Raw genomic sequence first — 12,811 nt, forward strand, 5'->3', positions numbered from 1 at the left:
GGCCCGCTGCGGGTACGGCGCTCCGGTGCCGGTCACACCGACCCCCGTCACACCGACCCCTCGTCACCCGCGCCGCCGAGCCCGTCGTCGGGGCCGACGGTGCCGCCCCGGGTCAGCTCGGCCAGCGTGCCCAGCCGGCGCACGGTCGGTGCCTGGTAGTCGGCGGGGTCGTCGTGCGGGTGCCCGGCCGAATCATCCCGAATGAGGTTCACCAAAAGTGCCTTTCATTCAAGACCGGGAGCAAATGGACAGAGAGATAGTACCGCCACCCGATGCCGCCCTCCGGCAACGACGCGTCGAGGCTCCGGCACTCCGGCTTGTCGGGACAATCGACCCCACAGATTGATGAAATGGCAGTAACCGATGCGGCTCGTCGGGTAGCCGACTCAGGGTCACCGCCCCGGGAACGTCGACTCGCAGTAGGATTCCCGTCGCTGTTTGTGCCGCCACCCCTCGGAGGTCGACAGATGCCCATGTTCGAGGCTGCGGCGCTCAACCTCGGCAAGGCGGTGGCCACGCACGCAGCACGAGGATGGCTCGCCGCCCACCGGGACCGGACCGACAGTGCCGCCGAGCTGTCCGAGCTGCTTACGTTGAGCTTCCGGGACAGGTTCCTTCGACGCAAGATCGAGCTTCAGCTCAAGAGCGTCGCCGCCGACATCTCAGAACGCGTCGAGCGGATGTTCGAGGCGGACTCTACCGCCGTCCCAGACCACGAAGCGGCAGCGGCGCTCGACGTCGTCGCCCGCACCTTCGGACCACGAACCCGCACCGACGAGGCGCTGTTCGCCGTCGACGCCGACCCGGCGGCCATGGTGGATCGGCTACGACCGGCGCTCGCGGCCAATGCCGAGTCGGCCGGGCTCGGCGACGCGGCGGAACGGCTGGCCGAACGGGTACTCACAGACTGCATCCACTGTTACGTGCAGATGATCCGTCACCTGCCCACGTTCACCAACCGGGCGAGTCGGGAGACCCTGAGCCGGCTGTTCCGGATCTCGATCGACGTCGCCGAGATCCTTGCTCGGCTGCCCGTGCCCCGCGCCGACGAGTCCGCGCCGGACGACAAGGTCTTCGTCGCCCGCTATCTGCGATTCGTCTCGACCCATTACGACCAGCTCGAACTATTCGGCGTCGACGTCCGGAACTACACCCCGGAGACGACGCTGAGCATCGCATACCTCAGCCTTGCTGTCAGCGACCTGGATACCGCCCGACCGCCTCGGCGCGTCCGACGGCTCGCCGATATCGGCGCACGGGAGCGCGGCTCGTTCTTCCGAGGCGGCAAGGACGGTGATCGCGACGAGCAGACCGGACTGCGGGTGGAGGCCGCGTTGCGGCGAAGCCAGCGGATTTTGGTACGAGGCGAGGCCGGTTCGGGCAAGAGCACCCTGCTGCGGTGGCTGGCGATCACCGCCGCGCGCGAGGGATTCAGTGGTGAACTCCAAGACTGGAACGGACGGACACCGTTCTTGGTGAAACTGCGCAGCTACGCGGACCGCCCGCTGCCGCCGGTGGGGGCGCTGCTCGGCGACGACATTGCGCAGTTCGCTACGGAGGCGCCGGCCGGTCTGGTCGAACGGATCTTCACCGCCAACCGGGCCCTGCTGCTGGTCGACGGGGTTGACGAGCTGATCCGGGCCCAGCGCACCGTCGTCCGCCAGTGGCTGCGCCGGATCCTCGACCACCATCCGGACGCCATCGTCGTGGTGACCTCGCGCCCCGCCGGTGCTTCTGCCCGCTGGTTGACCAACGAGGGTTTTCTCGCGGTGATGCTGGAGCGGATGAACCCGGCGGACATCGTCGAGTTCGTCCGGCGTTGGCACCGGGCGATCAGCGGCGCCCGGCACCTGCCGTGCGGTCCGGCGGAGCTGCCCCGCTACGAGCGCAGGCTGCTCGCTCGGCTGGACGCCAATCACCACCTGCGAGGGTTGGCCACCAACCCACTGATGTGCGCCATGCTCTGCGCGCTGAACCTGGACCGGGGCGATGACCTGCCGCACGACCGGATCAGCCTCTACCGGGCAGCCCTGGAGATGCTGCTCGAACGCCGGGACACCGCCCGGAATGTACCGTCGTACCAGCGGGTCGGGCTGGGCGCGCAGCATGCCATGTCGTTGTTACAAGATCTAGCTTGGCGGCTTACCCTCGGCAACCAGTCCGAATTCGACACTGGACAGGCCCGGGAGCACGTACGTCGGAAGCTGACCACGATGCCGAAGGTGACCGCCGAGCCGGATGACGTTTTCGAGCACCTACTCGACCGCAGCGGCGTGCTGAAAGACGTGACCGAGGACCGGATCTCCTTTGTGCACCGCACCTTCCAGGAGTACCTGGCTGCGAAGGAAATTGCCGAGGAAAACTACGTCGACGTGATGGTCGAGCACGCCACCCGCGACATGTGGCGGGAGACGGTCGTGATGACCGCCGGGCTGGCTAATAGCGAATACCGACAACGGCTGGTCAACCGCCTGCTCGACCGGGCCGAGACGGGACCACCCCGGCGCGCTCGGTGGCTCCGGCTGCTCGCCGGAGCCTGCGTGGAGACTGCCCCGGCACTCGCGGTCGACACACTCAACCGGATCGACGCCAACCTGGCCGAGCTGGTGCCACCGCGCACCACAGCGGAGGCTAGGTCGCTGGCGTCGGCCGGGAACCCTGTCCTCCGCTTCTTACCGGACGACCTCGCGACCCTCTCGGAGGGCGTCGCCGCGGCCGTAGTGGACACCGCTGCCTTCGTCGGTGGATCCGCGGCACTGCGCAAGCTCAGTCGATACGGCCGCGACGACCGTCAACGGGTCATACATGCGTTGATCCAAGCAGGCAACCACTTCGAGCCCGATGAGTACGGATCGAACGTCCTCGCCGACTCGCCCCTACAGAACGGCTGGATCACGGTGGACGAGTGGACCGTCCCAATGTTGCGGCACCTGCGAAATCTGTATGGCGTGGCCATCGGCACGGCCGATCCGAGCAGGGTGGTCCGAGAGCTGCCAGCCGTGCGGGGACTTCGCCTGCTGTATCCGTCTGGACCGATCTTAACGGACCGCCCCATCGATCTGACCTTTCTGCGCGACCATCCCGATCTTGAGCAGTTGTGGGTCAACCTGTCGAACAGCCCAGCCGACCTTCCGGACACCCTGCGTCGACTCGCCCAGCTCACGATCTGGCTCGGCGGGACCCCGACCCCGATGCCAGACCTCGCCTGGGTTACTCGGTTCAGGCAGCTCACGAGACTAAATCTGCAGGGCTTCGAACGGAACGTCCGCAGCTACCGCCCGCTCACCGAACTCCCTGCGCTCGCAGCTCTCATCCTCACCGGCAACCGCGCTCCAAGCTTCCTGTCCAACACAAGCTTCCTGGCCGGGTTGCCGTCGCTCACCGAACTGCAACTCAACGGCTGCAACGACTCGAAGGTGCTGGAGCGGATAGTTTCGTCCCAAGGCCGCCTGAAGATTCTGCGGCTCATGTACCTAAGGGCGTCCACCGTAGATCTCGCGACGATCGCCACACTCCCTCTGGAGATCCTCGACCTAGACACCTGCGCGGCCCCGCTCAACCTCCGGCCGCTACAGGGGCATCCAACGCTTCGCTCGATTGATCTGCGGAATCGTCCCCAACTGATTGACCTCGCACCACTGGCCAGCATCCCGAATCTGACCGACCTCTCACTGCACAGCGTGCCGGAACTTGACCTCGGGCCGTTCGCCGGAAAACGCCGACTGACCGTCTGGGCGCATCGCAACCAGACATTCCGTAATGCCGAGGGAATCCGGGTCAGACGCGAATAGGCCGGCCCATAGGGTCAGCTCGGACAGCGCGGACCGGCGCCGGTCAGGCTCCCCGTGATCGAATACCGGCCGGGGCGCGTCACCCGGAGCACGGTCCAGTCGGCGTACGGGGCCAGGCAGGCGTCCCCGCCGCCCTCGACCCGCAGCCACCTCGACCAGCGGAGCCGGACCAGGGTCTCCCCGGCGGCCGGTACGTCGACCGTCAACTCCACCGAGGTGGCCCGCACCAGTTCGGCACCCGGGGTACCCGGACCCGCCCCCTCGGCGCCGTCCGGCGGGTCGCCCCCACCCGGCCCGACCGCCCCCGCGCCGAGCGCCTGCACCACGGAGGGGGCGCCGGTCACCGCGTACAGGGTCCAGTCCGGGTGCTGCCAGACCGGGGTCAGGTACGGCAGCCCGCCCCGGATCAGTTCCGCCTCCCGGCGGCCGACCCAGGACGGCTCGGCACCGGCCAGGGCGACGTACGCCACGCCGTTGTCCCGCAGCCAGTGGCCGTACGACTCCGCGTCGACGCTGCCGTCCAGGAAGAGCCGGTTGTGCGCCTGGTCGGCCTGGCGCAGCCAGCCCCGGGCCAGCGGCGCGGCCTCCGGCACGTACGCCGCCTCCCAGTAGTTCGCCGTCGGCACCACCTCGATCCGGCCGGGCGGCCGGCCGGCCAGCTCGGTCAGCAGCGGTGCGAAGTAGCTCCGGGACGCCGTCGGGTCCCCGGCCGCGCGCAGGTCCGCCACGGAGACCGGCGGCTCCACGACGGCGGCCAGCACCACGATCGCGGCCAGCGCGAGTCCGGTCGCCCGCCGAGACCAGCCCCGGGCGAAGCCGGTCCCCCGTCGCAACCAGCCCCGGGCCGATCCGGCCCCCCGTCCGGACCAGCCCCGGGCTGGGCCGGGCGGCAGCGTCGCGTAGCCGGCCAGCACCGGCAGCGCGAACATCGCGGCCAGCCGGGTGGCGTTCAGCCCGACCGGTGTCCGGACCGCGAACGCCGCCAGCACCCCGAGGGTGGCCAGCACCGCACCGATCCGCAGTACCCGCCTCGGCACCAGGAGCGCGACCAGCGCACTCGCCAACGCCGAGGTGACCGTGTCGGTGAGGCTGATGTTCATCCAGCCGCCCGCGCCGAAGCCGAGACCGAGCACCGCCACCGGCACCCCGGCGCCCACCGCCAGGACCGTCCCGTCGACCAGGCCCGGGCGCCACCGGTCCCGGCTCTCCCCGGCGTCGCCGGTCCGCGGTGCGGGGAGGGACGCCGCGAGCGCCAGCGCGACTCCGGCGAGGCCGACGAAGAGACCGGCCACCGGGCTCGCCGCGCCGGCCAGTGCCGCCGCTGCCCCGGCCGCCGTCCACCGCACCGCCGGCCGGAGTGTGCTGGTCAGCAGCAGCAGGGCGAGCAGCCCGAAGGCGACCCCGATCGCATAGGTGATCCGGCCGGAGACCAGGTTGCCGGCCACGCAGGCGGCGCCGAGCAGGCTGCCGAGCAGCGGCCGACGGGCACCGGTACGCACCATCAGCAACGCCAGCGCCGCCGCCGAGCCGAGCAGCGCGAGCGCGCCGGCCAGCCGGGGGCCGAGCGCGTCGGCGCCGAGCCAGTGCATCAGCGGCGGCGTGAAGAGGCTGTAGCCGTACGGGGAGATGCCCGCGTACCAGCCGAGGTCGAGGACGGCGGATCCGTGCCGGCCGAAGAAGTTGGCCCGGGCGACCTGGGCGGAGAGGTCGGTGCCGAGCGGCGGGGCGAGCAGGAAGGCGACCGCCAGCACGCCGGCCAGGCCGACCGCGCCGGAGAGGACCGTCGGGACGCGGCGCCGGTCAGGCATTCAGCACGCGCTCCGCCGCCGCCCGGCACCGCCGCGCCGTCCGCAGGTAGTGGTCCAGGAACTCGCCCGGGTCGTCGCCGCCGAGCAGGCGTACCACGCCGGCCAGTTCCACGCCGTGCCGGGGCAACTGGTCGCCGGCCCGGCCGCGGACCAGCATCAGCGCGTTGCGTACCTGGGCGGCCATGCTCCACCCGGTGGCCATCGCGGCGGCGTCGGCGCCGTCGATCACCCCGGCCTCCCGGGCGGCGGCGAGCGCGTCGAGGGTACGCGTGCAGCGCAGCTCGGGCAGCCGGCCGGCGTGCCGGAGCTGGGTGAGCTGCACCGCCCACTCCACGTCGGCCAGCCCGCCCCGGCCCAGTTTGGTGTGCGTGGCCGGGTCGGCGCCCCGGGGCAGCCGTTCGGTCTCCACCCGGGCCTTGATCCGGCGGATCTCCACCACCTGCTCCCGGCTCAGTCCCCGCTCCGGATAGCGCACCGGGTCGGCGACCGCCTCGAACTCGCGCCCGAGGTCGGCGTCGCCGCAGACGTGCCGGGCCCGCAGCAGCGCCTGCGCCTCCCAGACCTTCGACCAGCGGGCGTAGTACTGCGCGTACGCGCCGAGGCTGCGGACCAGCGGCCCCTGCCGCCCCTCCGGGCGCAGGTCGGCGTCGACCCCGAGCGGTGGGTCGACGGCCGGCATGCCGAGCAGCCGGCGCAACTCCTCGGCGATCGCCCGGGCCGCCGCGCTGGCCGCGTCGTCGGCCACCCCGGGCGGCGGGTCGTAGACGAAGAGCACGTCGGCGTCGGAGAGGTAGTTCATCTCGTACCCGCCGAGTCGGCCCACCCCGATCACCGCGAAGCGCAGGCCGGGCAGCTCCGGCTGGGTCGCCCGGGCCACCCGCAGCGCCGCCCGCAGGGTGGCGTCGGTGACGGCGGAGAGTGCCGCGCCGACGGTGAGCACGTCGGAGTCGCCGACGACGCCGGCCGGGGCCGGTTCCGGGGTGAGGGTCGCGGCCACCCCGGTCGGGCCGGCCGGCGCCAGCGAACCCGCCCGGTACAGCACGTCCGCGCAGGCGATCCGGACCAGTTCCCGGCCGCGCAGCGCCCGCACCGCCCGGATCGCCTCGGCCGGGTCGGCGGGCGTCGGCCCCCGACCGACGAGGTAGCGGTCGGCGGCGGCGGTGAAACCGTCGCGCAGCACCTCGGCGTCCCGGGGAGTCAGCTCGGTGTCGTCGGCGAGCAGCCGGAGCGCCTCCGGGTCCCGGGCCAGCAGGTCGGCGACGTAGCGGGAGACCGCCAGGGTACGGGCCAGCCGGCGGGCCACCGGCCCCTCGTCGCGGAGCAGCCGCAGATACCACGGGGTGCCGCCGAGCTTGTCGGAGACCTGGCGGTAGTTGAGCAGCCCCCGGTCCGGTTCGGGCGCGTCGGCGAACTCCTGGAGCAGCACCGGCAGCAGGGTGCGCTGGATCGCCGACGTCCGGGTCACCCCGCCGGTCAGCGCCTCCAGGTGCCGCAGCGCCCGGGTCGGGTCGGCGAACCCGAGGATCTCCAGCCGGTTCCGGGCCGCCTCCGGGGTCAGCCGCAGCCCGTCGGCGGGCACCCGGGCGACCGCCTCCAGCAGCGGCCGGTAGAGGAGTTTGGCGTGCAGCCGGCGTACCTCGGTGGCGTGGCCGACCCAGTCGGCCCGGAACGCCTCGACGGCGTCCCGGCCGGGCAGCGCGGTGTAGCCGAGGGCGTGGGCGAGCCAGCGCAGCGCGGGACGGTCCGCCGGCACGGTGTGGGTACGCCGCAGCGCCTGCAACTGGAGCCGGTGCTCGACCCCGCGGAGGAACCGGTACCCGCGCAGCAGCGCCTCCCCGTCGGCCCGCCCGACGTAGCCGCCGGCTACCAGCGCCCGCAGCGCCGGAATGGTGCCCGGGGCCCGCAGCGACTCGTCGACCCGGCCGTGTACGAGTTGGAGGAGCTGCACCGCGAACTCGATGTCGCGCAGCCCGCCCGGCCCGCGCTTGATCTCCCGTTCCAGCTCGCGCGGCGGGATGTTGTCGATGATCTTGCGACGCATCGCCCGGACGTCCTCGACCGCCTCCGGCCGCTCCGCCGCCCGCCACACCAGCGGGGCGAGGGCGTCGATCCACTCCTGGGCCAGCCCGACGTCCCCGGCCGCCGGGCGGGCCTTGAGCAGCGCCTGGAACTCCCAGGTCCGGGCCCAGCGGCGGTAGTAGGCGAGGTGGCTGGCGAGGGTACGCACCAGCGGCCCCCGGTTCCCCTCCGGCCGCAGCGCGGCGTCGACCGGCCAGGCCACCAGCCCGCAGATCTCGATCATGCGGGTCGCCACCTGGGTGCCGGCCGGCAGGTCCTCGTCGGCGGCGGCCACGAAGATGACGTCGACGTCGGAGACGTAGTTCAGCTCGTTGCCGCCGCACTTGCCCATCGCCACCACCGCCAGCCGGGGCACCGGAGTCCCCTCGGGCAGCTCGCCGACCGCGATGCCGTACGCGTCGGCCAGGGTGGCGTCGGCCAGCGCCGAGAGCGCCACCATGGTCTGCTCCAGGCCGCGCCCGCCGGTCAGGTCGGCCGCCGCGATCCGCAGCAGGGCCAGCCGGTACGCCTGGCGCAGCGCCGCCACCGCCGGCAGCGCTCCCGAGCCGTCGTGCGGCCCGGTGGCGTCCGGGTGCAGCAGCCCGTCGGCGTTCGGCGCCACCCCGTCGACCCCGGTACGCAGCGCCCGCCACTGCTCCGGGTTGGCCACCAGATGGTCGCCGAGCGCCGACGAGGCGCCGAGGATCGCGAGCATCCGCCGACGCAGCCCCGGATCGGCGTGCAGGGCGGCGAGCAGGCTCTCCGCCCCGTCGCCGCTTCCCGCGCCGTCGCCGGTGGCCGGGGCGGCGCCGGTGGCCGGGGCGGCGCCGGTGGCCGGGGCGGCGCCGGTGGCCGGGGCGGCGGACCGGCGTTCCGCCTCGACGATCCGGTGCAGCTGGCGCAGCGTGAGGTCCGGATCGGCGGTCCGGGAGAGCGCGGTGAGCAGTTCGCCGGCCGGGGCGTCGACCGGCTCCTGGGTCTCCGGGTCCCAGAGCCCGAGCCCGTCCGGCCCGAGCAGCTCGGCGGCCCGGCCGACGCCGTTGCCGCCGGCCCGCTCCCCGTCGCCCACCCCGAAGCCGTACCGGGCGAGCCGGGTGAGCCGGCCGGACGGGCTGGTCGGTCTGCTCATCGGCGGCGGATCCCGGTCTCGGTCATCGGCGCTACCCCCTTAGTGCCCGAGCAGCGGCAGGGTGGGCCGGGACGGCGCACCGTCGAGCCGGCCCTGGGCCAGCGCGGCGAACCGGGCGGCGAACGGCTGCCACACCTCCTCCACGTCGGTCAGCACCTCCGCGCAGGCGGCCACCACCAACTCCGGGTCGTAGTCCAGCGCGGCCAGGGTCGCCGAGTCGGTCGCCCAGTCGGCGATCATCTCGGCGTCGCACTCGATGTGGAACTGGAGCCCCCAGGCCCGGTCGCCGAGCCGGAACGCCTGGTGCGGATAGCGGGTCGAGGCGGCCAGCAGGGTGGCGCCCTGCGGCAGCTCGGTGATCTCGTCGACGTGCCACTGGAGCACGTCCGGGATCATCGGCACGTACCGGAACAGCGGGTCGTGCTCGGCGGCGTCCCGCTTGCCGACGACGCTCGGCCCGACCTCCGGCCCGGCCGCGCTGCGCTGCACCGTACCGGCGTGCGCGGTGGCCAGCAGTTGGGCGCCGAGGCAGATCGCCAGGGTCGGCACCCGGTGCCGGACCGCCTTGCGGAGCAGCCCCTCCAGGGCCGGGAACCAGGGCGCCCCCGGGCTGCCGTCGGGTCCCGGGTACGGATGCTGGTAGCCGCCGAGTACGACGAGCGCGGCGTACCCGGTGAGGTCCTCGGGGAGCGCGTCCCCGGCGTACGGCCGGAGCACCGCCAGGTCGAGGCCGGCCTCGGTGAGCCACTCCCCCAGTCGGCGGGCGTCGTCCGTCGGGTCGTTCTCGATCACCAGTGCGGTCGCGGCGCCGCCCGCGCTGCCGGTGTCGCTCTCGGTTCCGGTCTCGGTTGCCACGGTGTCGAGGCTATCCGGTGCCCCCGGCGGCCACCGATAGGCTCGGGGCCGACGATCGAGGAGGCGGGGTGCCCGACGACCAGGCGGTGCGACCACCGGCGCTGCGGACCGGCGACACGGTGCTGCTGGTGTCGCCGTCCGGGCCGACCCGGCCGGAACGGGTCGCCCGGGGGATGGAACTGCTCACCGGTTGGGGCCTTCGTCCCGTCCTCGCCCCGAACGCGTACGCCCGGCGCGGCTACCTCGCCGGAGACGACGCGCTGCGCGCCGCCGACCTCAACGCGGCCTTCGCCGACCCGGAGGTGCGGGGCGTGCTCTGCACCCGGGGCGGCTACGGCGCGCAGCGGGTGGTCGACGCGATCGACATGTCGGCGGTGCGCCGCGACCCGAAGGTGGTGGCCGGGTTCTCCGACATCACCGCGCTGCAACTCGCGCTCTGGCGCGGCGCCCGGCTGGCCACCGTGCACGGCCCGGGGGCGGCCTGGCTGGACGAGCGGACCCCGCCGGTCTCGGCCGAGTCGCTGCGCACCGCGCTGATGTGCCCCGAGCCGGTGGTGGTGCACCGGCTGCCGAGCGAGGAGACCGCGGCGGTGCTGGCGCCCGGTACGGCCACCGGGCCGCTGCTCGGCGGCAACCTCTGCCTGCTCACGCACTCCCTCGGTACCCCGGACATGCCGGACCTGACCGGCGCGATCCTGCTGGTCGAGGATGTCGGGGAGCCGCCGTACAAGGTCGACCGGATGCTCACCCACCTGCGCCGGTCCGGTGCGCTGGCCGGGGTGGCCGGGGTGGCGGTGGGCCAGTTCACCGACTGCGCGGACGGCTGGGCGGTCGGGGTGGCGGAGGTGCTGGCCGAGCGGCTCGGCGATCTCGGGGTGCCGGTGCTGGGCGGGCTGCCGATCGGGCACGGGGTCGGGCAGCTCACCGTGCCGGTGGGCGTACCGGCGACGATGGACGCGGACGCCGGCACCCTGACCGTCACCTCCGCCGTACGCTGAGCCGCTCGCCAAGCGCCCGGCGCAGCGCTCAGCCCGGCGCAGCGCTCAGCCCGGCGCAGCGCTCAGCCCGGCGCAGCGTTCAGCCCGGCGGGCGCAGTACGCGGTCGAGCAGGTTGCGGGTCGCCCGCTGTAGCCGGGCGTCGACGAAGCCGCTGGCGTAGAGGGCCCGGGTCCAGCCCAGCGAGCCCGCGTCGAAGACCCAGGCCCCGGACTGTGCCTGGTAGAGCGAGGTCTGTTGCTGGTAGGCCCGCCCCCGGCGCCGGTACGGGGAGTCGGCGAGCAGGACCCGGTCGGTGGCCCGGGGACTGCGCAGCGCCGGCTGCACCCGGTCCGCCTCGCCGTACACCACCCGGGGGATCCGGTCGCCGTCGCGCAGTTCGGTACCGGCCCAGAACCAGTGCCGGCTGTCCCGGACCACGAGCGGCGCCTGCCCGTCCACGATGCTGACGTACTGCCCGCCGAGGAGTTCCTGCTCCGGACTGCCCGCGTTGCGCCACCGGGTCGTCAGCGGGATCTCACCGTCGTACGGGGGCAGGCTCTTGGCACAGTCGATCACCCGTTCCGCCGAGCGGCTCTCCGGGCCGGCGTACCGGACGCGCCAGTAGCAGTTGTTGGCGGCGAGGAAGACGAGGCTCGTCCCGGCGTCCCGGGCGGCGGCGGCCAGCCGGCGCATCTCGACGGACCAGTACTCGTCGTGTCCACAGAAGACCGCCGCCCAGTACCGTCGCGGGTCGACCCGGCCGGTGTGCAGGTCCTCGCTGGTGGCGTAGGCGACGTCGTAGCCGTGCTGTTCGAGCCACTGCACGAAGCCGATGTCGTGCCGGCTCTGACTCGGGATTCCGCTGCCCCGGTAGGGCCGGTCGTGGCAGACGGCGGTGGCCCGCAGCTCGGAGTCGCGCCGACCGGCCGGGTCGAATCCGTTGTAGAGGCTGGTGCCGGTACGCCCGTCGTCCGGCCACATGTTGTACGCCTGGTAGGTGCTGGTCGGGACGACGACCAGCCCGGCCGCCAGCCGCCCCGGGTCACGGACCACGAACGGGACCCACCGGCACCAGCCGTCGGCGTTGGTCAGCAGCGCCAGGTAGAAACCGCTGACCCAGTCCCGGCCCACCCGCAGGCGCCAGTCGACCGGCCAGTCGCAGTGCACCATCCCGGTCTCCGTCGACACCTTCGGCGGCGGCTGCCGGCGACCGGTGAGCCACGGGCTCGTCGCGACGAGTCGTCCGCCGAGCCCGCCGTAGTGGCCCAGCCGGTAGACCTCGATCCGGTAGGACTGCGCCGGTGCCACCGAGACGTGGAAGCCCAGTTCCGCACCGATCTCCACCCCGCTCGACGAGGTGTAGCCGGCGATCTGGTTGCGCACGTCGTCGCCGAACCGGCGGCGCTCGATGCTGAACCCGGCGGCGCCGGGCCGGGAGTTCTCCCGGGCGACCGCGGACTGTCCGGCACCGGAGGCGCGGCGCGGGGGCGCCTCGACCGGGCCGGGCTCCGCGTCACCGGGATAGTAGGGGTCGGTCGACGGGGCGGCGGTGGGCGTGCCGGACGCAGCGGCCGGGGCCGGCACCGAGCCGCCCCAGCTACCCGTGCCGGTGGGCTTCACCGCCCCACGGGCCTTGAGCACGCCGTACGCCCCGGCGGTGCCGAGCGAGGCGAACGCGCCGGCTCCGAAGAGCGTCAGTGTCGTCCGCCGTGACCACCGGGCCGACCGATCCGCCATCTGTCCCCTTCCACACCGGTCACCGAGCTGCCACAGCGACCGGCCCCGGCGATGTCGTCCCGGGGAGCTGATCGGTGTGCGGGTCGGCCGGTGGCGTCACGACCCGACCGACACGGTGCCGCGCCGGTGCGCGGGGCGGACCGGGCGGGCGCGAAGAGCATATGGGGCCGGGCATCGGGACGGCCGCCCGTAACCGCCGGTTCCGTCAGGACCGACAATCGCCCCAGAGTGGACGGTCCGGGCGGCGTCGGGTACAGGCCCGGCGTCGGCGGACAACCGACGGCAGGGGGCGGCTACCGCCGCAGGGGACGGCGGAAGGTCGGGAAGCTCCCCGCGCTCCGACGACGATTCTCAGCCGACTGCCAGCGGGCACCCGGATTGCCAGCCGGCTGACAGGTCCTTCCGGGGTGCGGTCCAGCGTGCTGCCGCAATCTGAGGGACTGGTACCGGTACGC

Annotated in this window: 7 protein-coding genes; 2 read left to right on the forward strand and 5 right to left on the reverse strand. The window is 73.4% G+C overall.

What is annotated here, in order from left to right:
• Window positions 1–47 precede the first annotated feature (47 nt).
• Window positions 48–212, reverse strand: a complete 165-nt coding sequence (locus tag C6W10_RS27155) for a lasso RiPP family leader peptide-containing protein (RefSeq protein ID WP_159079600.1) — start codon at window positions 210–212, stop codon at window positions 48–50.
• A gap of 255 nt (window positions 213–467) precedes the next feature.
• Here C6W10_RS27155 and C6W10_RS27160 point away from each other — a divergent pair, with 255 nt between their 5' ends.
• A complete protein-coding gene (locus C6W10_RS27160; protein ID WP_159104763.1) occupies window positions 468–3,791 on the forward strand; it encodes an NACHT domain-containing NTPase in 3,324 nt (1,107 codons plus the stop codon).
• A gap of 14 nt (window positions 3,792–3,805) precedes the next feature.
• Here C6W10_RS27160 and C6W10_RS27165 read toward each other — a convergent pair whose 3' ends face one another.
• Genes C6W10_RS27165 through C6W10_RS27175 form a run of 3 tightly spaced genes read right to left on the reverse strand, consistent with a single transcriptional unit; the run spans window position 3,806 to window position 9,641 of the window.
• Window positions 3,806–5,599, reverse strand: coding sequence for a hypothetical protein (locus tag C6W10_RS27165; protein ID WP_107261684.1), 1,794 nt, complete (start codon window positions 5,597–5,599; stop codon window positions 3,806–3,808).
• Window positions 5,592–8,786: a bifunctional [glutamine synthetase] adenylyltransferase/[glutamine synthetase]-adenylyl-L-tyrosine phosphorylase gene (locus C6W10_RS27170; protein ID WP_107261686.1), complete on the reverse strand. Its 3,195-nt coding sequence runs from the start codon at window positions 8,784–8,786 to the stop codon at window positions 5,592–5,594. Before C6W10_RS27170 ends, C6W10_RS27165 begins: the two co-directional genes overlap by 8 nt.
• Before the next feature lie 39 nt (window positions 8,787–8,825).
• On the reverse strand, window positions 8,826–9,641 hold the full coding sequence (locus C6W10_RS27175) for a type 1 glutamine amidotransferase (RefSeq protein WP_107261688.1): 816 nt from the start codon (window positions 9,639–9,641) through the stop codon (window positions 8,826–8,828).
• 68 nt (window positions 9,642–9,709) lie between these two features.
• Between C6W10_RS27175 and C6W10_RS27180 the strand changes: the two genes are divergently transcribed.
• The gene (locus C6W10_RS27180; RefSeq protein ID WP_107261690.1) at window positions 9,710–10,639 is read left to right on the forward strand and encodes an LD-carboxypeptidase; all 930 of its coding nucleotides are present in this window, start codon (window positions 9,710–9,712) and stop codon (window positions 10,637–10,639) included.
• Window positions 10,640–10,718: 79 nt separating this feature from the next.
• Here C6W10_RS27180 and C6W10_RS27185 read toward each other — a convergent pair whose 3' ends face one another.
• Window positions 10,719–12,356, reverse strand: a complete 1,638-nt coding sequence (locus C6W10_RS27185) for a N,N-dimethylformamidase beta subunit family domain-containing protein (RefSeq protein WP_107261692.1) — start codon at window positions 12,354–12,356, stop codon at window positions 10,719–10,721.
• Window positions 12,357–12,811: the final 455 nt, after the last annotated feature.

Origin of the sequence: Plantactinospora sp. BB1 (genome assembly GCF_003030385.1) — a bacterium.
Lineage (GTDB): Bacteria > Actinomycetota > Actinomycetes > Mycobacteriales > Micromonosporaceae > Plantactinospora.

Excerpts from the sequence above, each read along its gene's own strand:
- C6W10_RS27165 (WP_107261684.1), bottom strand. The coding sequence starts at position 5,599 with ATGCCTGACCGGCGCCGCGTCCCGACGGTCCTCTCCGGCGCGGTCGGC.
- C6W10_RS27170 (WP_107261686.1), bottom strand. The coding sequence starts at position 8,786 with ATGAGCAGACCGACCAGCCCGTCCGGCCGGCTCACCCGGCTCGCCCGG.
- C6W10_RS27160 (WP_159104763.1), top strand. The coding sequence starts at position 468 with ATGCCCATGTTCGAGGCTGCGGCGCTCAACCTCGGCAAGGCGGTGGCC.
- C6W10_RS27185 (WP_107261692.1), bottom strand. The coding sequence starts at position 12,356 with ATGGCGGATCGGTCGGCCCGGTGGTCACGGCGGACGACACTGACGCTC.